26 protein-coding genes and 1 pseudogene are annotated in these 25,186 nt (G+C 71.2%); 10 read left to right on the forward strand and 17 right to left on the reverse strand.

Features of this window, described 5'->3' with window-relative positions:
• The first annotated feature begins 56 nt into the window (after positions 1–56).
• On the forward strand, positions 57–491 hold the full coding sequence (locus tag LCN96_RS46300; protein ID WP_225268760.1) for an RpiB/LacA/LacB family sugar-phosphate isomerase: 435 nt from the start codon (positions 57–59) through the stop codon (positions 489–491).
• Between the two features lie 86 nt (positions 492–577).
• On the opposite strand, the gene LCN96_RS46305 is transcribed toward LCN96_RS46300, so the two are convergent.
• A complete protein-coding gene (locus tag LCN96_RS46305) occupies positions 578–1,138 on the reverse strand; it encodes a TetR/AcrR family transcriptional regulator (protein WP_225268761.1) in 561 nt (186 codons plus the stop codon).
• An 80-nt stretch (positions 1,139–1,218) separates the two neighbouring features.
• On the opposite strand from LCN96_RS46305, the gene LCN96_RS46310 reads away from it, so the two are divergent.
• From LCN96_RS46310 to LCN96_RS46320, 3 genes are all read left to right on the forward strand, one after another.
• Entirely contained in the window at positions 1,219–1,629 is a 411-nt protein-coding gene (locus LCN96_RS46310; protein ID WP_225268762.1) for an organic hydroperoxide resistance protein, read from the forward strand.
• Between the two features lie 63 nt (positions 1,630–1,692).
• Entirely contained in the window at positions 1,693–2,859 is a 1,167-nt protein-coding gene (locus tag LCN96_RS46315) for an amidohydrolase (protein ID WP_225268763.1), read from the forward strand.
• Positions 2,860–2,886: 27 nt separating this feature from the next.
• Positions 2,887–5,394, forward strand: coding sequence for a Tex family protein (locus LCN96_RS46320; RefSeq protein ID WP_225268764.1), 2,508 nt, complete (start codon positions 2,887–2,889; stop codon positions 5,392–5,394).
• 111 nt (positions 5,395–5,505) lie between these two features.
• On the opposite strand, the gene LCN96_RS56975 is transcribed toward LCN96_RS46320, so the two are convergent.
• The 3 genes and pseudogenes from LCN96_RS56975 to LCN96_RS56985 all read right to left on the reverse strand — a co-directional run.
• Entirely contained in the window at positions 5,506–5,763 is a 258-nt protein-coding gene (locus tag LCN96_RS56975) for a Scr1 family TA system antitoxin-like transcriptional regulator (protein ID WP_311132637.1), read from the reverse strand.
• Positions 5,760–5,966, reverse strand: a complete 207-nt coding sequence (locus tag LCN96_RS56980) for a DUF5753 domain-containing protein (RefSeq protein WP_263657557.1) — start codon at positions 5,964–5,966, stop codon at positions 5,760–5,762. Before LCN96_RS56980 ends, LCN96_RS56975 begins: the two co-directional genes overlap by 4 nt.
• Positions 5,967–6,056: 90 nt before the next feature.
• Positions 6,057–6,221 (reverse strand): annotated as a pseudogene (locus LCN96_RS56985) (helix-turn-helix domain-containing protein); the annotation flags it as partial.
• 524 nt (positions 6,222–6,745) lie between these two features.
• Here LCN96_RS56985 and LCN96_RS46330 point away from each other — a divergent pair.
• Positions 6,746–7,849, forward strand: a complete 1,104-nt coding sequence (locus LCN96_RS46330) for a hypothetical protein (RefSeq protein ID WP_225268765.1) — start codon at positions 6,746–6,748, stop codon at positions 7,847–7,849.
• A 373-nt stretch (positions 7,850–8,222) separates the two neighbouring features.
• Here LCN96_RS46330 and LCN96_RS46335 read toward each other — a convergent pair whose 3' ends face one another.
• The 3 genes from LCN96_RS46335 to LCN96_RS46345 form a co-directional block, all read right to left on the reverse strand.
• Positions 8,223–9,296: a spore photoproduct lyase family protein gene (locus tag LCN96_RS46335; protein ID WP_225268766.1), complete on the reverse strand. Its 1,074-nt coding sequence runs from the start codon at positions 9,294–9,296 to the stop codon at positions 8,223–8,225.
• Between the two features lie 74 nt (positions 9,297–9,370).
• Entirely contained in the window at positions 9,371–10,117 is a 747-nt protein-coding gene (locus LCN96_RS46340; RefSeq protein ID WP_225268767.1) for an Fpg/Nei family DNA glycosylase, read from the reverse strand.
• A gap of 10 nt (positions 10,118–10,127) precedes the next feature.
• A complete protein-coding gene (locus tag LCN96_RS46345; protein ID WP_225268768.1) occupies positions 10,128–10,826 on the reverse strand; it encodes a TetR/AcrR family transcriptional regulator in 699 nt (232 codons plus the stop codon).
• Positions 10,827–10,927: 101 nt separating this feature from the next.
• On the opposite strand from LCN96_RS46345, the gene LCN96_RS46350 reads away from it, so the two are divergent.
• Together LCN96_RS46350 and ilvD are read left to right on the forward strand one after the other, a co-directional pair.
• Positions 10,928–12,148, forward strand: coding sequence for a saccharopine dehydrogenase family protein (locus tag LCN96_RS46350; RefSeq protein ID WP_225268769.1), 1,221 nt, complete (start codon positions 10,928–10,930; stop codon positions 12,146–12,148).
• 74 nt (positions 12,149–12,222) lie between these two features.
• Positions 12,223–13,872, forward strand: coding sequence for a dihydroxy-acid dehydratase (gene ilvD / locus LCN96_RS46355; RefSeq protein WP_225268770.1), 1,650 nt, complete (start codon positions 12,223–12,225; stop codon positions 13,870–13,872).
• Positions 13,873–14,132: 260 nt separating this feature from the next.
• Here ilvD and LCN96_RS46360 read toward each other — a convergent pair whose 3' ends face one another.
• The 7 genes from LCN96_RS46360 to LCN96_RS46390 form a co-directional block, all read right to left on the reverse strand.
• Positions 14,133–14,498 (reverse strand): hypothetical protein, encoded by a 366-nt coding sequence (locus tag LCN96_RS46360; protein WP_225268771.1) that lies wholly within the window; start codon positions 14,496–14,498, stop codon positions 14,133–14,135.
• A gap of 188 nt (positions 14,499–14,686) precedes the next feature.
• Positions 14,687–15,580 carry a sigma-70 family RNA polymerase sigma factor gene (locus tag LCN96_RS46365; protein ID WP_225268772.1) on the reverse strand — a complete coding sequence of 298 codons (894 nt, stop codon included), beginning with the start codon at positions 15,578–15,580 and terminating at the stop codon, positions 14,687–14,689.
• A 9-nt stretch (positions 15,581–15,589) separates the two neighbouring features.
• A complete protein-coding gene (locus LCN96_RS46370) occupies positions 15,590–15,976 on the reverse strand; it encodes an STAS domain-containing protein (protein WP_168010020.1) in 387 nt (128 codons plus the stop codon).
• A 41-nt stretch (positions 15,977–16,017) separates the two neighbouring features.
• Positions 16,018–16,995 (reverse strand): phosphotriesterase family protein, encoded by a 978-nt coding sequence (locus LCN96_RS46375; RefSeq protein WP_225268773.1) that lies wholly within the window; start codon positions 16,993–16,995, stop codon positions 16,018–16,020.
• A gap of 153 nt (positions 16,996–17,148) precedes the next feature.
• The gene (locus tag LCN96_RS46380) at positions 17,149–18,426 is read right to left on the reverse strand and encodes an APC family permease (RefSeq protein WP_225268774.1); all 1,278 of its coding nucleotides are present in this window, start codon (positions 18,424–18,426) and stop codon (positions 17,149–17,151) included.
• A gap of 115 nt (positions 18,427–18,541) precedes the next feature.
• On the reverse strand, positions 18,542–19,003 hold the full coding sequence (locus LCN96_RS46385) for a universal stress protein (protein ID WP_225268775.1): 462 nt from the start codon (positions 19,001–19,003) through the stop codon (positions 18,542–18,544).
• Positions 19,004–19,073: 70 nt separating this feature from the next.
• Positions 19,074–19,694 (reverse strand): DUF998 domain-containing protein, encoded by a 621-nt coding sequence (locus tag LCN96_RS46390; RefSeq protein WP_225268776.1) that lies wholly within the window; start codon positions 19,692–19,694, stop codon positions 19,074–19,076.
• 216 nt (positions 19,695–19,910) lie between these two features.
• Here LCN96_RS46390 and LCN96_RS46395 point away from each other — a divergent pair, with 216 nt between their 5' ends.
• Together LCN96_RS46395 and LCN96_RS46400 are read left to right on the forward strand one after the other, a co-directional pair.
• Positions 19,911–20,267, forward strand: a complete 357-nt coding sequence (locus tag LCN96_RS46395; protein ID WP_225268777.1) for a MerR family transcriptional regulator — start codon at positions 19,911–19,913, stop codon at positions 20,265–20,267.
• Positions 20,264–21,238 (forward strand): aldo/keto reductase, encoded by a 975-nt coding sequence (locus LCN96_RS46400; protein WP_225268778.1) that lies wholly within the window; start codon positions 20,264–20,266, stop codon positions 21,236–21,238. The genes LCN96_RS46395 and LCN96_RS46400 overlap by 4 nt, the downstream gene beginning before the upstream one ends.
• Here LCN96_RS46400 and LCN96_RS46405 read toward each other — a convergent pair.
• Positions 21,235–22,182: a sensor histidine kinase gene (locus LCN96_RS46405; protein WP_225268779.1), complete on the reverse strand. Its 948-nt coding sequence runs from the start codon at positions 22,180–22,182 to the stop codon at positions 21,235–21,237. The genes LCN96_RS46400 and LCN96_RS46405 overlap by 4 nt on opposite strands.
• A 180-nt stretch (positions 22,183–22,362) precedes the next feature.
• Between LCN96_RS46405 and LCN96_RS46410 the strand changes: the two genes are divergently transcribed.
• Positions 22,363–22,914, forward strand: coding sequence for a DUF1707 SHOCT-like domain-containing protein (locus tag LCN96_RS46410; protein WP_225268780.1), 552 nt, complete (start codon positions 22,363–22,365; stop codon positions 22,912–22,914).
• Here LCN96_RS46410 and LCN96_RS46415 read toward each other — a convergent pair.
• Both LCN96_RS46415 and LCN96_RS46420 read right to left on the reverse strand, forming a co-directional pair.
• Positions 22,884–23,996, reverse strand: coding sequence for an aromatic ring-hydroxylating oxygenase subunit alpha (locus tag LCN96_RS46415; protein WP_225268781.1), 1,113 nt, complete (start codon positions 23,994–23,996; stop codon positions 22,884–22,886). The two genes, LCN96_RS46410 and LCN96_RS46415, sit on opposite strands and share 31 nt — an antisense overlap.
• A 62-nt stretch (positions 23,997–24,058) precedes the next feature.
• The gene (locus LCN96_RS46420) at positions 24,059–25,150 is read right to left on the reverse strand and encodes an FAD-dependent oxidoreductase (RefSeq protein ID WP_225268782.1); all 1,092 of its coding nucleotides are present in this window, start codon (positions 25,148–25,150) and stop codon (positions 24,059–24,061) included.
• Positions 25,151–25,186 lie beyond the last annotated feature (36 nt).

The following is a 25,186-nucleotide window of genomic DNA, read 5'->3' on the forward strand; positions in this document are numbered from 1 at the left end:
ACGCCAGTCTCACAGCCCCGCGCCGCGCTCTACCCTGGAACCGGAAGGGGGCGCGCATGCGGTTTTCTGTGGCCGCCGACAGCAAGGACGGCGTGGCCGAGCGGGTCGTGTCCGAGCTGCGCAGGCGGGGTCACGAGGTGGTGACGCACGGCGCGCTCGCCGACAGCGAGCGCGACGACTGGGCGTGGGCCTGCGAGCTGGCCGCCAGAGACGTCAGCGAGGGCCGCGCCGACCAGGGCGTGGTCTGCTGCTGGACCGGCACGGGCGCCTCGATCGCCGCGAACAAGGTGCCCGGCGTGCGCGCGGCCCTGTGCGTGGACGCCTACACCGCCGACGGCGCCCGCAAGTGGAACGACGCCAACGTGCTGGCCCTCAGCCTGCGGCTCACCTCGGAGGTGGTGCTGGAGGAGATCCTGGACGCCTGGCTGGAGGGGCGCCGGAGCACCGATCCGGCCGACGTCGCGAACGTCGCCCATCTCGACGCCATCTGACCGGCTCTCGACGCCATCTGACCGGCGCAGCGGGCGTTCCCGCTCGGTTCAGGAGCTGAGCGCCCGCTCGGCGCCGTCCGACCGGTTCAGGAGCTGAGCACGCGGGCGAGCGCCTGCTCGACGGCCCTCTTGACGGTGGCGGGGTCGTCGAGGTCGAAGCCGACCACGAGCCCGTCCCTGAGCAGCATGAGCACGTCGGCGGTGCGCTCGGGATCCGGATGCCCGTCGGCGGCCAGCAGGTCGCGGTAGAGCTCACGGTTCCAGCGCCGGTGCGCGGCGATGGCCGCACGCACGGGATGCCCGGGATCGGGGTATTCGGCCGCCGTGTTGACGAACGGGCAGCCCCGGAAGGTGGGCCCGGCCCCGAACTCGCACATGAACGCGAAGATGGCGTGCAACCGCTGCCGGGGTGAGCCCTCGCGGACGCTGTCCGCCAGGCCGCGCTGCAGCGTCGACTGCTCGACGATGTAAGCCCTGACCAGGTCGTCCTTGCTCGGGAAGTGGTGGTAGAAGGTCGCCTTCGCGACCCCCGCCTCGGCGATGATGCGGTCGATGCCCACCGTGTGCACGCCCTCGCCGTAGAACAGGCGGGCGGCGGTCTGGAGCACGCGGGTGCGTGCCGGGCTCTGCCGCGTTTCTGTGCTCACCTGTTGACGGTACCAGACAGACCTGTCTAGTCTTGCTTCTAGACAGACAGGTCTGTCTACCTAGGGAGAGGTCACGGATCATGAGCATCTACACCGCCATCGCCACCTCAGCCGGCCGCGACGCCCGCGCGGTCTCCTCCGACGGCAGGCTCGACGTCAAGCTCGCCCTGCAGAAGGAGCTGGGCGGCGACGGCGAGGGCACCAACCCCGAGCAGCTGTTCGCCGCCGGCTACGCGGCCTGCTTCGCCTCGGCGCTGCGCCTGGTGGCGGGCAGCAAGCAGCTCGACGTCGAGGACGCCGCCGTCACGGCCGAGGTCGGCCTGTCCCCCAACGGCAAGGGCGGCTTCCAGCTCGACGCCACGCTCCGGGTGGAGCTGCCCGACGGCATCGCGCCGGACGTCGCGCAGGAGCTGATCGAGGCCACTCACCAGGTGTGCCCGTACTCCAACGCCACCCGTGGCAACATCCCCGTCAAGCTCGTCGTCGAATAGGTCTTCAGAACCGTCACACCAGAGGCAGGGAAATCGTCGGTCCCGCCCTTTAGGGTGCTGGGCATGACCGACGTGCTGCTCCGTGGCGGGCTCCCCTGGGGGCTCGGAGCGCCTGCCGACATCCTGGTCCGCGCCGGCCGCGTCGAGCGGGTCTCCACCGGCCCGATCGCGGCGCCCGGCGCGCAGGTCTTCGACGTGGCGGGGCAGCTCGTCCTGCCCGGTCTCGTCGAGGCCCACTGCCATCTCGACAAGACCCTCTACGGCGGCCCGTGGGTGCCCCACTCCGCCGACGACACGCTCGCCGGCCGCATCGCCAACGATCTGGGCCGCCGCGCCGAGCTGGGCGTCCCGAGCGTGCCGCGGATCGCCGCCCTGCTGGAGCGGATGAGCAGGGCGGGCACCACGCACGTGCGCACCCACACCGACATCGACCCCGCGGCGGGCCTGCGCGGGGTCGAAGCCGTGCGCGAGGCCGCCGCGAGCTCCCCCGTGGACGTGCGCCAGGTCGCCTTCCCCCAGCACGGCGTGCTCACCAACCGCGGCACGGCCGAGCTGCTGGAGGAGGCGCTCAAGAGCGGCGTGGAGGCCGTGGGCGGCCTCGACCCCGCGGGCATCGACCGCGACCCGGTGCGCCACCTCGACATCGTCTTCGGCCTGGCCGCGCGCTATGGCACCCACCTCGACATCCACCTGCACGACGGGGGCTCGCTGGGCGGGTGGGAGCTGGAGCTGATCATCGAACGGACGAGGGTGCTCGGGCTCGGCGGCAGGGTGGCGGTCAGCCACGCGTACGCGCTGGGCCAGCTCGACGACGCCCACCAGGACCGCCTCGCGGAAGCCCTGGCGGAGGCCGGCGTCGCGGTGATCACGGCCGCCGTCTACGACTTCCCCGTGCCGCCCGTCAAGAAGCTGCGGGCCGCCGGGGTCACGGTCGCGTGCGGGCACGACGGCATCCGCGACCTGTGGGGCCCGTACGGCAGCGGCGACATGCTGGAGCGGGCGATGCACGTCGCCTACCGCAGCACGTTCCGCAGAGACGACGACATCGAGCTGGCGCTGGAGGCGGCCACCGTCGGCGGCGCGCGGGCGCTGGGGCTCGACGACTACGGGCTCGCTCCGGGCGACCGGGCCGACCTCGTCGTGGTGCCGGCCGGGAGCCCGGCGGAGGCCGTGGTCGTTCACCCTGCGCGCACTCTGGTCATGAAGGACGGCGTCGTCCTGCACAATTGACCGGCGGGACCATCGAAAGGCAGGCAAGTGCTCTCTATTCACCAGCGGATCGCCGCAGAGCTCGGCGTACGCGACGGGCAGGTGCAGGCGGCCGTCGACCTGCTCGACGGCGGCGCGACCGTGCCGTTCATCGCGCGATACCGCAAAGAGGCCACCGGCGCGCTCGACGACGCACAACTGCGCACGCTGGAGGAGCGGCTGCGTTACCTGCGCGAGCTCGATGAGCGCAGGGCGGCGATCCTGGAGTCCATCGAGTCCCAGGGCAAGCTCGACGACGAGCTGCGCGAGCAGATCATGGCCGCCGAGACCAAGGCCAGGCTCGAGGACATCTACCTCCCCTACAAGCCCAAGCGGCGCACCAAGGCGCAGATCGCCCGCGAGCTGGGGCTGGAGCCGCTGGCCGACCAGCTCCTGGCCGACCCCACGCTCGACCCGGCGGCCACCGCCGAGTCCTTCGTCACCGAGGGCGTCGCCGACGCGGGCGCGGCCCTCGAAGGGGCCAGGGCCATCCTGATCGAGCGCTTCGCCGAGGACGCCGACCTCATCGGCGGGCTGCGGGAGCAGTTCTGGAGCCGCGGGCGGCTGGTGTCGAAGGTTCGCGAGGGCAAGGAGGAGGCGGGGGCGAAGTTCTCCGACTACTTCGAGTTCGGCGAGCCGTTCACGAAGCTGCCCTCGCACCGCATCCTGGCCATGTTCAGGGGCGAGAAGGAGGAGGTCCTCTCCGTCACCCTGGAGCCCGACGACAGCCCCGACTACGAGCTGCGCATCGCCTCCCGGTTCGGCGTCTCCGACCAGGGCCGCCCCGCCGACAAGTGGCTGACCGAGACCGTGCGCTGGGCCTGGCGCACCCGCATCCTCGTGCACCTGGGCATCGACCTGCGCATGCGCCTGTGGCAGGCGGCCGAAGACGAGGCGGTCCGGGTCTTCGCCACCAACCTGCGCGACCTGCTGCTCGCCGCGCCGGCCGGCGCGCGGCCGACGATGGGGCTCGACCCCGGCCTGCGTACGGGCGTCAAGGTCGCGGTCGTCGACGCCACCGGCAAGGTCGTCGAGACGGCCACCATCTACCCGCACGAGCCCAAGCGGCAGTGGGATCAGTCGCTGGCGGTGCTGGGCGCGCTGGCGCAGCGGCACGGCGTCGAGCTGGTCGCCATCGGCAACGGCACGGCCTCCCGCGAGACCGACAAGCTGGCCGGCGAGCTGGTCAAGCACATGCCGGGGCTCACCAAGATCGTGGTCTCGGAGGCGGGCGCCTCGGTCTACTCGGCCTCCCCGTACGCCTCGCAGGAGCTGCCCGAGCTCGACGTGTCGCTGCGCGGCGCGGTCTCCATCGCCCGCCGCCTGCAGGACCCGCTGGCCGAGCTGGTCAAGATCGACCCGAAGTCGATCGGCGTCGGCCAGTACCAGCACGACCTGGCCGAGTCCAAGCTCTCCCGCTCGCTCGACGCGGTCGTCGAAGACGCCGTCAACGCCGTCGGCGTGGACGTCAACACCGCCTCGGCGCCCCTGCTCACCCGCGTGTCCGGCATCGGCTCCACGCTGGCGGAGAGCATCGTGCGCCACCGCGACGCCAACGGTCCCTTCCGCACCCGCGCCGCGCTCAAGAGCGTGCCGCGCCTCGGCCCCAAGGCGTTCGAGCAGTGCGCGGGCTTCCTGCGCATCCGCGGCGGCGACGACCCGCTCGACATGTCGAGTGTGCACCCCGAGTCCTACCCGGTGGTGCGCCGCATCCTGACCTCGGCCAAGACCGACCTCAAGTCGCTCATCGGCAACACGGCGGCGCTGCGCACCCTGCGTCCGGACGACTTCACCGACGACACCTTCGGCCTGCCCACGGTCACCGACATCCTGCGCGAGCTGGAGAAGCCGGGCCGCGACCCGCGTCCCGCCTTCAAGACCGCCACCTTCAAGGAGGGCGTGGAGAAGATCTCCGACCTCACGTCCGGCATGATCCTGGAGGGCGTGGTCACCAACGTCGCGGCGTTCGGCGCGTTCGTCGACATCGGCGTGCACCAGGACGGGCTGGTCCACGTGTCGGCCATGTCGCGCACCTACGTCAAGGATCCTCGCGATGTGGTGAAGCCGGGTGACATCGTCCGGGTGAAGGTGCTCGACGTGGACATTCCGCGCAAGCGCATCTCGCTGACGTTGCGGCTGGAGGACGAGACCGCCGCCGAGCAGGGCGGTGAAGGGCCTCGCCGGGGGGCCGGTCGCCAGGGCGGCGGGCGTGGTGACGGCCAGCAGGGGCGTGGTCAGGGCGGGCGCGCTGACGGTGCTCGTGACGGTGCTCGTGATGGTGGCCGTGAAGGTGCTCGTGACGGTGGTCGCGGTAACGGTGGCCGTGGTGACGGCGGTCGCGGTAACGGCGGTCGTGGTGACGGCGGGCGCGGCAAGGGCGATGGGCAGCGTGGTGGCGACGGTCAGCGCGGGCGCGGTGACGGGCGCGGCGGTCAGCGCCGTCAGGAGCGGCCCGCTCCCAGCGGCGCCATGGCCGAGGCTCTCCGTAAGGCGGGCCTGACCGGCGACAACCGTTGACGATGGAGGTGGGAAGGCGTACTGTCCGGCCCTGCGACGGCCGGCAGTACGCCTCACCGAGGTGATATTCGCATGCGCGACGCGCCCGCGTCATTCAAGCCTCGGTAGCCATCAGCTGGAGCAGCGTCCGGGCGTCCTCGTCGAACCCGTCCCCAGGTCTTGGAGCAACCGCGTGTAGGTCTCGACCACCACCCGCTCACCGTCGAAGACGGCGAACCCGTGCAGGGGGACGCGAGGTAGCTCCGCCGACCAGGGCACGACGCCGAGCCGGACGTTCGTCAGAGTGGAGATGTTGGCCAGTCGATCGAGCTGGGCTCGCATGACCTCGGCAGGCCCGAGCCTGGCCCGCAGGGCGGCCTCGGTGATCAGGAACTCGACCGGTGCCCGATCGCGTAGAGCAGCGTCTGACGCTCCGTCCGCGCGGCAACCGCTCGAGTCGTCTCCTCCGCGGTCAGGAACATGCTGCGCGCGAAGACCTGCCGGGCGTATTCAGCGGTCTGGAGCAGGCCGGGCACCGCAGCCGGGTGAAAGGACCTGCGGATGGTGGTGGCCCGCTCGCGCTCGGCCAACAAGGTCTGCTTCGCCTCTCCCCTGCCGCCCGACCTGCGCCAGGTCGCGATGTCGGTGCTGATGCGCGCCAGCTCTTCAAGCAGATCTTCCCGAACGTCGGCCTCCAGGCCGATCGCCTCCGCGAGCCGAGTCACCATCTCGACCGAGGGCAACATCTCGCCGGTCTCGTTCTTGCTGATGGTGGGCTGTGTGACTCCGGCGATCTCCGCCAGCCGCTTGCCGCTTATGCCTGCGGCCTGGCGAGTTTCGCGCATACGCTCGCCGAACTGGCGGAGCTGCGGGACCGGTAGTCATTCATCGCGCCATGATGCCAGCGGACGAGCCACCTGCCAGACGAGGTCACGCGCGAGGACATATGCCTGCGCATTCCCCTCGTACAACTCGCCCTCCTCGCTGTAAGGCATGAGCACGATCAGAGCCGCTGACGGCCTCATCGTCGAGCGAACTGCTCTCATGCGACTGAGCGAGGCCGATCGTCTATGGGCGGACATCTTCTCCGGGACCGCCCGACGGATCCGGACCGGCGGGGGTAAGGCCGGTCGCCTGACGGGGGCCGGCAGAAACCGAGCCGTCCGACGCAACATGACGGTACGCACGTGGTGCGTGCAGCAGCCCGTCCCGAGGTCTTGACGCCGGGATCGGCCCAGGTGACCGCATCGGTTCACGCCACCGCCCAGACCAACCGTGTGCCGTCCTCGATCACCGAAGCCCGAGGGACTTAGGACTTCGGCTGAGCGCGTAGCCGAGCCTCAGGATGGTGGTGTGGCGATACGGTCTAGAGGTGAGCACGACGACGTTCGACACGGCGATCAACCAAGCGCGCGACCTGCTCAGATGGCGTTCCCCGCTGCGGACGGAGCTCTGGGCGGCCCGGCTCACGGCCGAGCTGGCGGCGTCCGGGCAGGTGCAGGAGTTCCTGCGGCGGGCAGCTGACGACGATGGCCAGGAGGCACGGCTGGCCCTTGCCGCCTTGGCCTCGGTCAACGGTCCCGCCGAGGCGGGTACGCCGTTGATCGCAGCCGGCGAACCGGCTGAGACGGGCACGCCGCTGGTTGATGCCGATGACCCGGCTGAGGTGACTGCTCCGAGTCAGCCGTACACCGAGGCGGGGGCCGGTGTGGCGGAGAGCCTGCCCGGGTGGGTGCGGCGCATGGGCCGGGTGGCCTGCGATCATGCCTGGTACGGCAAGGCCGATCCCTATGGCGAGCAGGTGCTGGCGGTGCTGGGCTTTCGCTACGACAACGGCAAGGAGCCGCATGTTCTCGTCGTCGGCATCGACCAGCCCAATGGCGGCTTGGCCGTGGACGCGCTGGTCGAGGAGGAGAAGTTCCTCGACGAGCTGGACCTGCGCCCGGCCGATCCCGGATGGGTTGCGCGCCGCGTGCTGAACGCCTTCGAGTTGACCGGCCGGGTCATGGGCGCGCGGGTGGCCGACACGCTGCCCGCCGTAGAGCCGTTCGCGATCGCCCGTGCTCGCTCGGTGGCCGGTAAATATGACGTTTCCGGGACGGAGACCCACGATCAGGTCCCCGGGATGGAGGGCTTGCCCGGCCACATCCTGGACGAGATGCCCGGTGCCCGGGAGGCGTTCGGGAAGCTGGTCGAGTTCGTGGGTGATCGGCCGTTGTGGTGGAGTCCGGCGAGGGTCTCGCAGTTCCTGACGCAGTGGCTGCCCCGAGAGGCGATTCTCAGCGATGAGGCGATCGCCGCTATGCCGGAGGTCGTGCGGGCCTGGACTCGTCACCATGGCGATCATTCCGCGGTGCGGCGCCGGATCGACGAGGACGCGCCTCGTCTGCCCCTGCTCATGGCTGATGATTCGCTGGCTTCCTTGAACAAGCGCCTGGCCCGGGCCGCCGCCGGCCCGCATCCACAGCACGAGTGAGGTCATCGAGCTGCGCTCTTGTACGGTGAGCGCGTGAAGATCGGCCGGCCTGATCACCCTCGTGCTGGCGTCGCCGGCCTCGACGCGGCGGTTGCCTTCTACACCCGGGTGCTGGAGGTGGGGCGGTGCGGTCTGTGGGGGATGTCGTGCGCTGGTGATCTTGGTCCGCTGGTCCGGGCTTGCAGTTGTCGGCAACCGGGGCACGGGTGGGCGAGTGCGCCGTAGGCGCGGGGGTGCGCCGCAGGCGCCCGATCAAAGGCGCCCGATCGAAGGCGCCTGAGCGATGTGGCGCGGAGCGCCTCCTTGCGAAGCCCTTTCGGGGCGGGCGTCACATGGCCGGCCACCTCATTGGGCAAGGGGTGGGTGTCGCGGTTCAGAAGGCGTACCGGATGCGGCAGTACGGGAGGCGGGCCGAGATCAGGTCGGTCAGGGCGGTGACGTAGCGGCCCTTGTGGCCGTTGCGGTAGCGGACGTTCCAGCCGCCCGTCTCCGATCGTTTGGCCTGCTGGAGGTCCGGCCGCCACAGGACTTCCTCGGCCTTGGGATGCCAGCCCAGGTTGACCTGGTGGAGGCGGTCGTTGTGGGTCAGGAAGATGACTTCGGCGGCCAGCTGCCGGCGGGACTCCTCGTTCAGGGCGGAGTCGAGGTGGCCGAGCAGGTCGGCCCAGTCCTCCAGCCAGCCGTCGCGGACGACGACCGGGCTGAAGTTGACGTGCACCTCGTAGCCGGCCGCGACGAAGTCGTTGATGGCTTCGATGCGGGCCGCGATGGGCGAGGTGCGGATGTCGAGGAGCTTGGAGTCGGCGGGCGGCATGAGGCTGAAGCGGACGCGGGTGCCGCCGCGCGGGTTCCAGTCGAGCAGATCGCGGTTGACGTACTTGGTGGCGAAGCTGGCCTTGGCGTCGGGGAGGCGGCCGAACAGGTCCACCAGGTCGCGGACGTTGTCGGACACCGTGGCGTCGAGGGAGCAGTCGGAGTTCTCGCCGATGTCGTAGACCCAGGCGTGCGGGTCCACCTGGTTGGGCTCGGGTTTGGTGCCCTGGCGGGCCGCGTGGCGTTCGACGTAGCCGAGGATCTTGTCGATGTTGGCGAAGACCGTGATCGGGTTGCTGTAGCCCTTGCGGCGCGGGACGTAGCAGTAGGCGCAGGCCATCGCGCAGCCGTTGGCCGTGGAGGGGGCGATGAAGTCGGCGGAGCGGCCGTTGGGGCGGGCGGTCAGCGACTTCTTGACGCCGAGCACCAGGGCCTCGGTCTTGATGCGGACCCAGCGGGCCACGTTCGCCTCGTCGCCGTAGAGCTCGGGGATGCGGTGGTGGCTCTCGATCTCCACGCGCTCGGCGTCGGGGTAGCGGGCCAGGATCTCCTGGCCGCGCGGCAGCTCGGCGGCGGCGGGCTCGACGTAGATGCGCCGGATGTCCAGCAGCGGGTTACGGATCGTGGTGGCCATGTCACTGTTCAGGCTACCTGCCCTGGTCAGGTGGGCTGTGCATGCGTGGCCCGGCCCAGGAGGCCATGGCGTGCTCAGCCGGGCTGGTCGAGCGGGCAGGCGTACGCCGTCCGGGAGGCGAGCTGCCACGTCTCGACGGGCGTGCCGCAGCGGCGGCAGCGCTCGCGCTTGTACACCCAGCGCTCGTCCGGCGCCGCCGGATCGCTGACCACCTGCCCCGCGTCGCGCCCGAGCGCCATGTACGAGGACGCGGCCTCCCACAGCCGGGCGGCGGCGCTCTCGTCGAGGTGGCGGGTGTCCGGATGCAGGCCGGTCAAGAACAGCAGCTCCGCCCGCCAGGCGTTGCCGACGCCCGCCCACACCTTCTGGTCGAGCACGGCGGCCCCCACCGGCCCCCGGAACGCGGTCAGCCGCCGCACCGCCTCGGCCTCGGACGCGTCCTCGCGCAGCGGGTCGGGCCCGAGCGAGGCGAACAGCGCGCCGACGCCACCCGCGTCGAGGGGCTCGCAGCGGGAGGGGGCGATGAGGTCGTAGGCCACCTCGTCCGTGACCAGGCGCAGGCGCGTGCCGGCCCTGGGCGAGGACGCCGGGTCGTCGTAGCGGAGGAAGAGTCCGCGCATACCGAGGTGCACGTGGACGGCGGGGGCGGCGTCGAAGTGGTAGAGGAGGTGCTTACCCACCGCTTCCACCGAACGCAGCAGCCGCCCGTCGTAGGGCTGGGCGTCGAAGCGGCCCTGGGGGCTGGAGGCGTGCACGGTGCGGCCGGCCAGGTCCGCGTGCTGCTCGCGGGCGTGACGGTGGATGAGATGTCCTTCGGGCATGCCGGAGGGCTTACCCCGCGAGCTGGGCCGCCGCGCTGGTGAGCAGCAGGTCGAGTGCCGTCGGGTAGGCGCTGTCGTTCATCCTGGCCACCAGCAGCGGCGCGGTGGCCGCGATGTTGGGGTGGGTGCTGGCGGGCAGCCGGGCGTAGGTGTCGCGCCACACCTCCTCGTCGGCCTCCCGCGCCGCCTTGGGCAGGGCGAGGGTGGCGGCGTCGAGGATGGCGAAGGCCAGGCTCTGGTCGATGAAGGCGTGGTAGATCCGTACGGCGTCCGCGTCCGCGAACCCGGCCCCGCGCAGGATGCCGAGGATGGTCTCGTCGCCGGCCACCTCGTTCGGGCGGCCGGTGACCCGGCTGGCGGTCAGCACGGCGGCCTGCGGATGCGCCAGGTAGGCGTTGTGGATGCGGGTGCCCAGCTCGCGCAGGTCGGCCCGCCAGTCGCCGCGGGGCCGGAAGGACGCCATGGCCCGGCCGAACAGCTCGTCCGCGATGGCCAGGATCAGGTCGTCCATGCCGCGGAAGTAGCGGTAGACGGTGCTGGCGTCGGCGCCGAGCGCCAGGCCCAGGCGGCGGGCGGTGAGGCCGGCGGGCCCGTGCTCGTGCAGCATGCGCAGGGCGGTCTCGACGATGAGCGCGTGGGTGAGCACCTGGCCCTGTTTGGTGGGCCGCCGCCGCCGGCGTGCCGCTTCCGGCACCACCCGCTTGGCCATGGAACGCCTCCCTTATGCCAACGCCATTGACGTTGATAAGCCTACAAGCGTTTGATGTAGGACACACCCCCCAAAAAAGCCATAAAAGGGGATCTATCGTCATGCGTATCCTTCTTGTGGGTGCCGGCGGCGTGGGCACCGCCATCACCCGGATCGCCGCCCGCCGACGTTTCTTCGACCACATGGTGGTCGCCGACTACGACCTCCCCCGCGCCAAGGCGGCCGTCGCCGCGCTCGGTGACGAGGCCGCCAGGTTCACCCCCGTCAGGATCGACGCCGCCGACACCGGCGCCGTCACCGCGCTGCTGGCCGAGCACCGCTGCGACGTCCTGCTCAACGCCACCGACCCCCGGTTCGTGCTGCCGCTGTTCGAGGCCGCCCTCGCCGCGGGCGTCGACTACCTGGACATGGCCATGTCGATGTCCAAGCCGCACCCGGACCGCCCGTACCAGGAGGTCGGCGTCAAGCTGGGTGACGAGCAGTTCGCCCGCGCGCCCGAGTGGGCCGCACGGGGCAGGCTGGCGCTGGTCGGCATGGGTGTCGAGCCCGGCCTGGCCGACGTCTTCGCCCGGCACGCCGCCGACGAGCTCTTCGACGAGATCGAGGAGATCGGCATCAGGGACGGCGCGAACCTGACCGTGGACGGCTACGACTTCGCCCCCTCCTTCTCCATCTGGACCACGATCGAGGAGTGCCTCAACCCGCCCCTCATCTACGAGCGCAGCCGCGGCTGGTACACCACCGAGCCGTTCAGCGAGCCGGAGATCTTCGACTTCCCCGACGGCATCGGCCCGGTGGAGTGCGTGAACGTCGAGCACGAAGAGGTCGTGCTGGTGCCCAGGTGGATCCCGGCGCAGCGGGTGACGTTCAAGTACGGGCTGGGCGAGGAGTTCATCGGCACCCTCAAGACGCTGCACGCGCTCGGCGTGGACCGCACCGAGCCGGTCGCCGTCAGGACCGACCAGGGCACCGCCAGGGTGTCGCCGCGCGACGTGGTCGCCGCCGTGCTGCCCGACCCGGCCGAGCTGGGCGCGCGCATGCACGGCAAGACGTGCGCCGGCACCTGGGTCAAGGGCGTCAAGGACGGCCGGGCCCGCGAGGTGTACCTCTACCACGTGGTGGACAACCAGTGGTCGATGCGCGAGTACGGCTCGCAGGCCGTCGTCTGGCAGACCGCCGTCAACCCGGTGATCGCCCTGGAGCTGCTGGCCACCGGGGTCTGGCAGGGCACGGGCGTGCTGGGGCCCGAGGCGTTCGCGCCGCGGCCGTTCCTGGACCTGCTGGTCGAGTACGGCTCCCCCTGGGGCATGCGCGAGCAGTGAGGGGGCCGGGGGTCACCGCCTGATCCGGACATTGGATCATTGTGGTGCCGCAACCCGTACATCGGAGGAACCTCGTGAGCATCGCCGACGATCCCGACCGCGCACCGGCCCGCTCCCACCTGTACGCCATGGGCGTGTCGGAGGAGGAGATGCGCCGCCCCGTGGTCGGCATCGCCTCCACCTGGACCGGCACCATGCCGTGCAACCTGAACCACCGCGAGCTGGCCGCCGAGGTGGCCGAGGGCGTGCGCGCCGCCGGTGGGCTGCCGATGGAGTTCAACACCATCGCGGTCTCCGACAACCTCACCATGCACACCCCCGGCATGCGCACCTCACTGATCAGCCGGGAGGTCATCGCCGACTCGATCGAGCTGATGGGCCGCGCCCACCAGTTCGACGCGCTGGTGGCCATCGTCGGCTGCGACAAGACCGTCCCGGCGGCGATCATGGCGCTGGCCCGGCTGGACGTGCCGTCGGTGGTCCTCTACAGCGGCAGCATGATGCCGGGCCGCTGGCGCGGGCGCGACGTGACCATCCAGGACATGTGGGAGGCGCTCGGCGAGCGCGAGGTCGGCCGCATGGACCAGGCCGACCTCGACGACCTGGCCCGCCACGCCTGCCCGGGCGCGGGCACCTGCGCCGCCCAGTACACCGCCAACACCATGGGCACGGTCGCCGAGTTCCTCGGCCTGGCCCCGTTCGGCATCGGCGACATCCCGGCGGTGGCCGAGGAGAAGGGCGCGGCGGCCCGCCGGATCGGTGAACTGGCCATGCGCGCGCTGGCCGCCGGCGCCCGCCCGTCGCGCGTGCTCACCGAGGACGCCCTGCACAACGCGATCGTGTCGGTGGCGGCCATGGGCGGCTCCACGAACGCCGTGCTGCACCTGCTGGCCATCGCCCGCGAGGCCGGGCTGCCGCTGGAGATCGACCGGATCGGCGAGGTCTGCCGCCAGGTCCCGATCATCACCGGGCTCAAGCCGAGCGGCGGCGACGCCACCGCGCTGGACCTGTGGCGGGCCGGCGGCACCTCGCTGGTGGTGCGCCGCCTGCTGGAGGCGGGCCTGCTGCGCGAGAACGTCACGCTGGTGGACGGCCGCACGCTGGCCGAGGTGGGCGCGCAGGCGCGGGAGACGCCGGGCCAGGAGGTGGTGGCGAGCGCGGAGCGGCCGTTCAAGCGGCGCGGCGCGCTGGCCATCCTGCGCGGCTCGCTGGCGCCCGACGGGTGCGTGCTCAAGCTGGGCGGCAAGGACGACTTCCGCCACGAGGGGCCGGCCCGGGTGTTCGACTCCGAGAGCGACTGCTACGTCGCCATCCAGGAGGGCCGGATCGTGGCCGGGGACGTCATCGTGGTCCGCTACGAGGGCCCGGCGGGCGGCCCCGGCATGCGCGAGATGCTCTCCATCACCGGCCCGCTGGTCGGCCGGGGCCTGGGCAGCTCGGTGGCGCTGGTCACCGACGGCCGCTTCAGCGGGGTCTCGCACGGGCTGGTGATCGGGCACGTGGCGCCCGAGGCCTATCGCGGCGGGCCGATCGCGCTGGTGCGCGACGGCGACTCCGTGGTGATCGACAGCGCCGCCGGGACCCTCGACCTGCTGGTGCCCGAGGCCGAGCTGGCCGAGCGGCGGGCCGCGTGGGTGCGGCCTGAGCGGGAGGTCGAGCGGGGAGTGCTGACCAAGTACGTGGCCACGGTCGGTTCCGCGTCGGACGGAGCCGTCACCGCCTGAGGGCCCAGCCCGGCGGGAACGTGCCTGAGGGCGGCGCCCGGCGGGAACGGCCTGAGGATCGAGCAGCGGGCGGGGGCGGCTATGCTGCGCATTGGCGTTTGCCCCCACCCCTGACCTAAGGAGACTTACGCGATGTACAAGGAGTTCGCGGGCGAGGTCGTGATGTGGCTCGTGCCGGTCGTGGTGCTGATCGGAGTAGCGCTCCTCGTCACCGCGTGAGCCAGGAGGGGCCGGCCGGACCGGCCCCTTTCAGCCACATCTCAGCGGTAGTACCTGTACGACACGTACGTGCTCGCGTAGGTGTTGAAGTCCCGGTAGCCGTCGATGTAGTCGTTCCACGCCTCCGCCAGCTTGGCGGTCCGCACGGTGCAACCCGTGTAGCGGACCTTGCGTGCCGCGATGCGGCCCACGTTGGCGTAGCAGGAGCCGACCTTGCGGCCGTTCACCTTCAGGTTGACGTTGAGCTTGACGTTGAAGAGGTTCTTGCGGGAGATGTTGGTGATCCGCACCTTGACCCGGCAGGTGTCCTCGCACTTGCCCCAGTAGGACTTCGTGCGGATGAGCTGCGCGCTCGAGGTGGCGGCTTCGGCGGGCGCGGCCATCAGCGTGGTCGCGGCGGCAGCCACTAAGGCCGTGGCAGCAAGGCGTTTGAACATTTCGCCCCCATGTCGAGACAGTCGCTCCCCCCTGTGGCAGCGACACGTACGTGTCCGACTACTACCAGGCAGCCCGCTATCTGGGGTTTGCCGGGGATGATCCGATACGAAACGGTTATCCCTTTATCTCGGGCTTATCCGCCCGCAACCTGGCGGGGTCAGGAGGCCCACGCCAGCAACGGCCCCCCTTGCCTGAGCCGTCTCAACGCCTGCTTCTCCAGTTGCCTGATGCGCTCCCTGGTGAGACCGAGATGCTGCGCGATCTCCGTGTAGGTGTGGACCTCCTCCCCGGTCAGCCCGTACCTGAGCCTGATCACGAACGCCTCCCGCGGCGGCAGGGTGGTGACCACCTGGCACAGCTCCGCGCTGAGCGCGCGGCGCTCGGTCAGCTCCTGCACCTGGAGCCCGTCGTCGTCGGCGATCATGTCGCCGATCCGGCCCTCGCCGTGCTCGCCCACGGGGATGTCCAGGCTGACCATGTCCTGACCCAGCCTGCGTAACGCGGCGACCTGGCCGGGCGACCGCTCGGCCACCTGCGCCAGCTCCGCGTCCGTCGGCTCGTGGCCCAGCTCGGCGGCGAGCTGCCGCTCCACCCTGATCAGCCGCGACAGCTCCTCCGCGACGTGGATCGGCAGCCGCACGGTACGGCTCTTGTCGTGGATGCCGCGCTCGATGGCCTGGCGGATCCACCACATCCCATACGTGGAGAACTTGTATCCCCGCGTGTAGTCGAACTTCTCCACCGCCCTGATCAGCCCGAGGTTGCCCTCCTGGATGATGTCGAGCAGGGGCAGCCCCCGGTAGGAGTACCGCCTGGCGGCGGACACCACGAGCCGGAGGTTGGACCTGATGAGCAGGTCCTTGGCGCGCTTGCCATCGAGCGCGACGAGTTCGAGTTCTGGCGTGCCCTCACCACGCTCGATCAGATGGCCCGCGTACAGGCCTGCCTCGATCCGCCGGGCGAGCTCCACTTCGTCCGCGGCGGAGAGCAAGGGGGTCTTTCCGATCTGCTCGAGGTACGTACCGAGCAGATCGGGCTCTTCGGCCGACATGCACGGGGACTACCCGGTAAACGGCGGCGAATTCCCCTCTTCGTTGAGCTCGGCGATGGCCAGCTCCGCTGTACTGCGGATATCGAAGAACTTGTCCAGCGCGGTGATCGCGAACAGATGCTTGCACCGGCCGTTGAGCCCCGACAGCAGCAGCCGCCCGCCGGAGGCCGTGACCGCCTTGTGCAGGTAGACCAGCACCGACAGACCGGAGGAGTCACAGACGCTGACGGCCTGCATGTCGATGACCAGCATCGGGGGCTGCGTGAGATCGAGCGCCTTGGTGACGCGGTCGCGCACCTCGGCCGCGGACCCGAAGTCGAAGTCCCCCGTCAACCGCGCGATGACGCAGGGTCCCTGGAGCCCGAGGCTGATCGACAAGGCCTGCTCCGAAGTCACCCAGCTCCACCTACCCGCGTCGCTCTCCCGATCCACTTACTTTACGAGAAGTAGCGCTTCGGGTTGAACACCAGCATCTGCTCAATCTGGTCATCGGTCACACCCGAGTCGAGCAGGGCGGCCAAGACGTCGTCGTGAATGTGATCGTAGCGCCAGTTCGGCGCCAGCGTACGGCGGGCCTCGTCCCAGGCGTCGCCGAAATAGTCCATGAAGCAGGCCGTATCGTGGCTGAGCACCATGCGATCGGCGTATCCCCGCTGGCAGAGGGCCGCGATCGTGGCCACGCGCTGCTGCGTGGGGTTGTAGACGTCCAGACCGAATCGGTCCATCCCGAGGATTGCGCCCGTGTCGGCCAGCCGCATGAGGTAGTCGAGGTCGTTGCTGTCGCCGGCGTGCCCGACGACGACCTTCTCCAGGTTCACGCCCTCCTTGGCGAACAGGTCGAGCGCGATCAGCCCGCTCTGCGTGAACGCGTTCGTGTGCACGGTGATCGGCGCGCCGGTGCGCACGTGGGCCTGGGCGACGGCCCGGCAGATGCGCTCGACGCCCGGCGTCAGGCCCTTGGCCTCGACCACGCACTTGAGGAAGGCGGCCTTGACGCCGGTGTCGGCGATGCCCTCGGTGAGGTCGCGGACGAAGTCGTCGATCATCGGGTCGGGGCAGTCGATGAACAGGCCGGGGCCGCGGTGCTCGTACTGGTGGGGCAGCTCCTCGAAGGAGTAGATGCCGGTGGCGGCGATGATGTGCAGGCCGGGCACCTGCTCGGCGATCCGCTGGACGCGCGGGATGTAGCGGCCCAGGCCCCAGACCGTCGGGTCGACGATCGTGCGCACGCCCTTGGCGGCCACCGCGTTGAGCTTGGTGACCGCGTCCGCCACCCGGAACTCCTCGTCCCACCAGGCGCCCCTGCCGTAGTTGTCCAGGTGCTCGGTGGCCACCACGAAGACGTGCTCGTGCATCAGCGTCTGCCCGAGCTCGTCGACGTCCACGGGGCCGCGCAGGGTCTCGACGGTGGGCATGCGCGCCTCCATACCGGCTGGTCGGTGTGGGCGCCAACCTAGGCCGTCGTACGACCTGCGTCAACAGCGCGCCGCCGTGCCGCGTGGATCACCGGCCCGGTACGACGCCGTACCGCGTAGATCACTGGCCGGTACGACGCCGTACCGGGTAGATCACCGGCGGGTGAGCCGTACCGCGTAGATCAGCAGCCCCGCCGCGAACACCGCCAGCCCCGCCACCACCGACGCGCCCGGCAGCGTGGCCGCCAGCGCCAGGCACAGCACCAGCCCCAGCACGGGCACGGCGCGCGGCGGCGCGCCCTCGTCGCGGCGCAGGGTCAGCGCGCAGGCGTTGGCGACGGCGTAGTAGACGAGCACGCCGAACGAGGAGAACCCGATCGCCTCCCGCAGGTCGGCCACGAGCAGCAGCACGAGCACCGCGCCGCCGACGGCCAGCTCGGCCCGCCTGGGGACCTGCCGCACCGGGTCCACGGCGGCCAGCACGCCGGGCAGGTCGCGCTCGCGCGCCATGGCCAGCACCGTGCGGGAGACGCCCAGCAGCAGCGCCAGCAGCGCGCCCAGCGCCGCCACCGCCGCCCCGGCGCGCACCACCGGCGCCAGCCCGCCGAACCCGGCCTCCCTGACCAGGTCGGCCAGCGGCGCGGCGGAGGCGGCCAGCAGCTCGGGCCGCAGCGTGCGCAGCGCGGCCACGGCGACCAGCGCGTAGACGGCCAGCGTGATGCCCAGCGCGATGCCGACGGCCCTGGGGATGGTGCGGGCGGGATCGCGCACCTCCTCGCCCAGGGTGGCGATCCTGGCGTACCCGGCGAACGCGAAGAACAGCAGCCCGGCCCCCTGCATGATCCCCCACCCGTCGGCCGGGTGGACCCCGGCCGCGTTACGCAGGAACGCCTCGGACGCCGGCGCGTAGGAGAACCAGCCGGAGGCGGCCGAGTCCTCGCCCAGCAGCCCGACCGCGATCACCATGACCAGCACGGCCAGCACGAACGCCACGATGACCCGCGCCACGCCCGCCGACCGCCGCACGCCGAACAGGTTGAGCACGGTCAGCACCGCCACCGCGACGATCGCGAGCGGCCGTTCGAGGCCGGGCATGGCGTAGGAGCCGAACGTGAGCGCCATCGCCGCGCAGGAGGCCGTCTTGCCGACGGTGAAGCCCCAGCCCGCCAGGTAGCCCCACAGGGGCCCGAGGCGGCGCCTGCCGTAGACGTAGGTGCCGCCGGACTCGGGATACAGCGCCGCCAGCCGGGCCGAGGAGGTGGCGTTGCAGTACGCGACGACGGCGGCCAGCGCCAGCGAGGCGAGCAGCCAGTGGCCCGCTGCCGCGGCGGCGGGGGCGAACGCGGCGAACACCCCCGCGCCGATCATCGCGCTCAGTCCCACGACCACCGCGTCGGTGGTGCCCAGCCGCCTGGCGAGCTCGTCCGGCAACGCCTGCCCCCTCTCAGGAGGCACCCACTCTGCCGCATCGCACCGGCAGCCCGCACCAACGCCCAGGTGAACGTCTCAAGGCGGCTCAAGGCGGGCCAAGGCGGCTCGGTGCAGGTCAGCCGCCCTTGCCGTTCGGTCCCGGCACCACCAGCACCGGCCGGTGCGCGTGGTGCAGCACCCGGTCCGACGTGCTGCCCAGCAACAGGGAGCGCACCCCGCCCAGCCCCCTGGTGCCGGTCACGATGAGCTGGGCGTCCAGCTCGTCTGCCACGTCCACGATGGTCGACCACACGGCCACGGAGTCCACGTCGCAGCGCGGGGTCGCGTCCAGGCCGGCCTCCCTGGCCAGCTCGGCCCCGTGCCGGGCCAGCTCGGACATCGCCTGCCCGATGGCCTCGTCCTCCACGCCCGACTGGTCGACCGCCACCATGAGCCCCGCCGACGTCCTGGCCGAGGTCATCGCCAGCCGCTCCCACACCGTCAGCACGACCGCGTGCTGCCCGGGGAACAGCTTGCCCGCGAAGGCGACGGCGGCCTTGGAGTCGTCGGATCCGTCGTACGCGATCAGAATCGTCATCTCAGCCACTCCTGAAGTCAGAGGTCGGGGTCCTCCTCTTTCCCGGGCGGCGCCTTTCAAGCCTGGCGTGTCACGCCATGACCGGCGACACCGCGCGCCGGGCCGACGGCCTGAGCAGCGACAGCCCGGCCAGCGTCAGCACGCCCAGCTCGGTCACGACCACGGCCCGCTGGGTCACGCCCGCCGGGATGTCCTCGTTGCTCAGCGGGATGCCGAACATGCGCACCACGTACGGGATCACGACCAGCACCAGCGCGCCCACGGCCAGCATGCTGAGCAGCCGCATCGCCCCGGCGTACCGGATCCTGGCCCTGGCCAGGAGCAGCCCGGCCGCGGGCATGACCAGGAAGGCGGCGAAGGCGGCGTACCGGTGGATGCCGCCCGACAACGACAGCGGCACGCCGGGGCGGTCGGTCGGGAAGGCTCCGATCAGGAACATGCTCGCCCCCCACGCCAGCAGCAGCGCGACGATCCAGCGGCTCATCCCGGCGCGGCGCGTCGCCTCGGCGATCAGCGCCGCGCCCGCGGCGAAGAGGGTCAGCGAGGCGGGCAGCAGCCAGCCGGCCGACTGCCAGACGTACTCGCTGATCACGCTGTGGAACGGATCCAGGTCGGATCCGGCGTGCAGGGTGAGCATCGCGCCGCTCCCCGCGCCGATGGCCGCAAAACCGCTGACAAGCAATCCCTTCATGCCTTCAAGCTCGTGGAACGCGGCCTTTGCGAACATCGGAGATGAACCCGAACGGGCCCTGAAGTACCCCCTAATCCCTTGGTCTGACCGACCCTTACTGGTAGCCCATGACCTGCTCGTACGTGACCCCCGGTAGGGGCAGCCCCCTCAGGGTGCGGGCGGCCACCCGCACCACGGATTTGACTTGGAGCGCGCTCTAAGGTCCACCCTGGACGCATGACGATCCAGGAGGCCGCGCAGCGGTCCGGCCTGAGCGCTCACACGCTGCGCTACTACGAGCGCATCGGGCTGATCCACTCCGTGGGCCGCAACAGCAGCGGCCACCGCGACTACGCGGAGGAGGACCTCCAGTGGCTGGAGTTCCTCACCAGACTGCGCACGACGGGCATGCCGATCGCCGACATGTGCCGGTACGCGGAGCTGCGCCGGCTGGGCCCGCGGACCGCGGACGACCGCAGGCGGATGCTGGAGCTGCACCGGGAGCGCGTCAGCGCCAGGATCGCCCAGCTCAGCCAGGACCTGGAGGTCCTGGACTACAAGATCGACAACTATCGCAGGGGGCTGCAAGCATGAACAGGCGCACTCTCGGCAGCGGCGGCCTCGAGGTCTCCGCGCTCGGGCTCGGCTGCATGGGCATGTCCGAGTTCTACGGCCAGGGCGACGAGAAGGAGTCGATCGCGGTCATTCACCGCGCTCTCGACCTTGGCATGAATTTTCTGGACACAGCCGACATGTACGGCCGCGGCGCCAACGAGGAGCTGGTCGGCCGGGCCATCAGGGACCGGCGCGACGAGGTCGTGCTGGCCACCAAGTTCGGCATCAAGCGTGACGGCGACACCCGCACGGTGGAGAACAGCCCCGAGTACATCAGGGCGGCCTGCGACGCCTCGCTGCGCCGGCTCGGCGTCGAGCACATCGACCTGTACTACATGCACCGCCGCAACCCCGACGTGCCCGTCGAGGAGTCGGTCGGCGCCATGGCCGAGCTGGTCCAGCAGGGCAAGGTCCGCTATCTCGGCCTGTCGGAGGTGAGCGCCGACACCCTGCGCCAGGCGGACGCCGTCCACCCGATCGCGGCCCTGCAGAGCGAGTACTCCCTGTTCACCAGGGGGCTGGAGGCGGAGATCCTGCCGGCGGCCAGGGAGCTGGGGATCGGGCTGGTGGCGTACTCGCCGATCAGCCGCGGCCTGCTGTCGGCGGCGCTGCCCGCCGCCGACGAGCTGCCCGCCGACGACTTCCGCCGCCACCTGCCGCGCAACACCGGCGAGAACGCCGAGCACAACCGGGCGCTGGCGGCCGAGGTGAAGAAGATCGCCGACGCCGCCGGGATGACGGCCGCCCAGCTCTCGCTGGCCTGGCTGCTCGCCCAGGGCGAGGACGTCGTGCCGATCCCCGGCACCAAGCGGCTGAAGTACCTGGAGGAGAACGCCGCCGCGGCGGACGTCACACTCACGGCCGAGCAGCTCGACGCGCTGGCCGCGGCCGTGCCGGCGGACGCCGTGCGCGGCCCCCGCTACCCCAGCATGCGGGAGGTCGAGCGCTAGGACGGGCTCTGGGGCAGGCTCTGGGGCAGGCTGAAGTAGGCGCGGATCACGGTGGCGCCGGGGCGGGTGTGCACGCGCACCAGATCGCTGAGGAGGTTGACGATGAGCAGGCCGCGCGAGCCCGCGTCACGCGGATCGACCGGCCTGCGGCCCACCAGCGGGTCGGTGATGTGGCCGGTGTCGCTGACCTCGCACACCAGCGCGTCGTCCGCGGCCCACACCCGCAGCACGCCGGAGCCGCCGCCGTGGTCGAGACTGTTGGCGCCGAGCTCGGCCACCGCGAGCCGGATGTCGTCGAGCCGGTCGCCGTGGAAGCCCAGCGCGGCGGCCTCCCTGGCGGCCAGCACCCGCACCGCCGACAGGTTCGTGTGGTCGAAGCGCAGCGAGGCGCACCGCTCCGGCTCGTCCAGCGGCCGGTTGTGCCCGTCGACGACCAGCTCGGGGGCGTAGTCGTCGCTGGCCCACTCACGCGTCGCGTCACGCAGCACGGGGTGGGTGCGCGCCGCCTCGCGGATGACCTCGGCGGCCAGCCCCTCCACGTCGTACGGGCACAGGATCGTGACGTTCCGGCCCGTGAACGCCAGGTTGATCAGCGCCTCGTGCTGGGCGCAGGCCGGATACTCCGTCGCGCTGCGCCCCGCCCAGATCGGCTCGCCGATGATCCGCACGTGCCGGCCGGGATCCTGCCGGTCGGCGAAGGCCCGCAGCACGTTGGGGATGATCCGCCCGGGGTTGCGCCCGGCCTCGGTCATGTCGAGCAGCAGCACGCCGGCGGCCTGGGCGCCGAGCTCGGCCTCGATCAGCGCGAGGTTCCACGGCGGGACGGCCACGGCAACGGGCTCACCCGCCGCCAGACCTTCGCGGATGAAGGTCGTGGTGGCAACCAGATATTCGTCGACATCCCGGTAGAAGAGCGCCGGATGCACGAACGGTTCCGCCCACATCAGTACCACGTTACCTAAGGTTGATGACTTCACGACAATCTGTTGGGTACCTATTGAGGTGTGAAGAGAGTCCAGCTCATCCGCCGCCCCCGTCCCGAACGCCGCCCGTCTCCTCTCGACCTCCGCACCCCTTCCGGACGACGCCTCCCGTTCTAACCCCGTCACGCCTATGCTCGGGACATGTCGGAATTGCAGATGCGGGTCTCCGACGAGGACCGGGAGCGCACCACGCAGCAGCTCCAGCAGGCGTTCTCCGAGGGCCGGCTGACCCAGCCCGAGCTTGAGGAGCGGCTGGAGGCGGCGCTGTCCGCCAGGACCTACGGCGACCTGCTCGCGCTGATCACGGATCTGCCGAGCGCGCAGCCGCAGGCCGGCGACGTGGTGGAGCTGGGGTCGAAACACGGCAACGTCAAGCGCTCGGGTGACTGGGCCGTCCCGCGCCGGCTGCGCGTGTCCTCCAAGTACGGCAGCGTGGAGCTGGACTTCACCGAGGCCGTCGTCCCCCATCAGGTCGTCGAGGTCGAGCTGGATCTCACGTACGGGTCCGCCAAGATCATCCTGCCCGAGGGCGCCGTGGCGAACGTGGACGGCTTCCAGGCCGACTGGGGCCATCCGACGTCCAAGGTGCCGAGCAGGCCCCGGCCCGGCGTGCTCTGCGTGGTCATCACGGGCCGGGCCAAGTACGGCGGCCTCACCGTCCGCTATCCGCGCAAGCGCTGGTTCACCCACTGATGGAACAGGGCGAGGTGGTGCTCACTGGGCACCAGCACCCCGCCCTCCCGGTAGGCCCGTGACGACATGCCGGGCTGGGTCCGCTCGCAGGCGTCGAAGTCCTGCTCGTTGACCCGGTGGAACAGCTCGACCGACAGGCTCAGGTCGGCGCCGGACTCCACGACGTCGGGGTGGTAGAGCCAGTCGCACTCCACCACCGTGCGGTCGGCCGCCATCGGGTACATGCGGTGCAGGATCACGTGGTCGGGCACCAGGTTCACGAACACCTGGGGCTTGACGGTGATCGCGTAGTAGCGGCGGTCCTGCTCCCGCGACACGCCGGGCAGCTTGCCGAAGCCAGGGCTGCCGTCCACCGTGAACCCCTCGGCCCGCTCGGCGAACTCGGCGCCGTGGCCCACGTAGTACTGCGCCGCGTAGCCGCCGGCGAACTCGGGCAGCACGGCGGTCAGCTCCGGGTGGATGGTGGCGCAGTGGTAGCACTCCATGAAGTTCTCGACCAGGAGCTTCCAGTTGGCCTTGACGTCGTAGACGATGCGGCGGCCGAGCGCGAGCCGGTCCACGTGGTAGTGCTCGATGGCGGCGGGGTCGCCGAGCCGCTCGGTGGCGGCGTACGTCACGCTCTGCTCGAACGAGGGCGGCTCGGCGGCCAGGCACACCCACGCGTACCCGAGCCACTCGCGCAGGTGCACGGGCACCAGCCCGTACGCCACGCGGTCGATGTCGGGCATCTTGGCCAGGTTCGGTGCGGCGGCCAGCCGGCCGTCGAGGTCGTAGGACCAGGCGTGATACGCGCACCTGATCGTCCGCCTGACCTCGCCCGCCTCCTCCAGGCACAGGCGGGCGCCCCGGTGGCGGCAGACGTTGAGGAAGGCGCGCAGCAGGCCGTCGCGCCCGCGCACCACGATCACGCTCTCGCGGCCGACCTGCACGGTTCTGAACGCGCCTGGCCCCGGCAGGTCACCCGATCGCACGGCGCAGAACCAGAGGCTCTCGAAGATCTTGGCCTGCTCGTCGGCGAAGATCTCGGGGTCGGTGTAGGCCCGGCCGGGAAGCGTGGAGATCAAGCTCGACGTGGTGGTCAACCGACACCCCTTGTTGCGTATTACGCACCGAGTTGCTCTATATGCGACATCGTCAGACGGCCTCAGGAGGCTGTCAAGAGGCGGTTGCTGTAGCGGCGCAGCATCGAGGTGTAGACCCGCGTCGCCAGCCCGTCGGGGATCAGCCGCACGATCGGCCCCTGCCTGTCGGTCAGCTCCGTGCCCGCCATCCTGGCGGGCCTGCGCACCACCTTCGCCCTGGCCCGCTCGTACGCGCGCAGGTCCCCCAGGGAGCGGGCCAGCAGCCAGGCGTCCTCCAGCGCCTGGTTGGCGCCCTGCGCCATGGTGGGCGGCATGGTGTGCACGGAGTCGCCGGCCAGCGTGGTCGGGCCGTTGCCCCACACGTCGGGGATGGGCTGCTTGTGGTGGGGGAAGAAGTCGATGTCGGTGATCGTCTCCAGGATGCCGGGCACCGGGTCCGTCCAGCCGCGGAAGCGCTCCCGCAGCCGCTCCACCACGTGCGGGTCGTCGGCCCAGAAGGGCCGGCCGGGAGCCGAGCGCACGTCGAACCACCACAGCAGCCGTCCGCGGCCCGCCGGGATCAGCCCGCACAGGCCCTGCCGGCCCGCGATCATCACCGCCCGGTGCGACTCCGTCAGCGCCGTCGGCATGGTGGTGAACCCCTGCCAGGTGACCCAGCCGCTCAGCTTCGCCCGGTCGTCGCCCAGCAGGGCCTCGCGCACCACCGAGCGGCGGCCGTCGGCGCCCACCAGCACGTCACCGCGCACGGTGCGGCCGTCCGCCAGCCGCGCCTCGGCCCGCTCGGGCACCACGCGCTCGACCCGCGCGCCGTACGTCACCGGCACGCCGTCGGAGAGCAGCTCGACCAGCTCGCGACGGGCCACGTGCACGACGGGGTGGCCGTAGCGGCGCTCGGGCACGGTGAGATCGACGGTGAGCAGCGGCCGGCCGTCGGGCGCCCACGACTCCAGGGTCTCCAGCCGCCGGCCGATGCCCGCGTAGTCGGCCTTCAGCTCCTCGAGGATGGCCGTGCTGCCGGGCCAGAGGGAGACGGAGCCGCCGGCCGTGCGCAGCTCGGGGGCCTCCTCGTACACCTCGGGCTCGTGCCCGGCGTTGAGCAGGCCGCGCGCCAGGGCGAGCCCCGCGACGCCCGCGCCGACGACGATTACCCTCATTACGTCTCCTCATACTGAGACTCCGAATATCGGATA

It is taken from the genome of Nonomuraea gerenzanensis, from assembly GCF_020215645.1.
Classification (GTDB): Bacteria; Actinomycetota; Actinomycetes; order Streptosporangiales; family Streptosporangiaceae; genus Nonomuraea; species Nonomuraea gerenzanensis.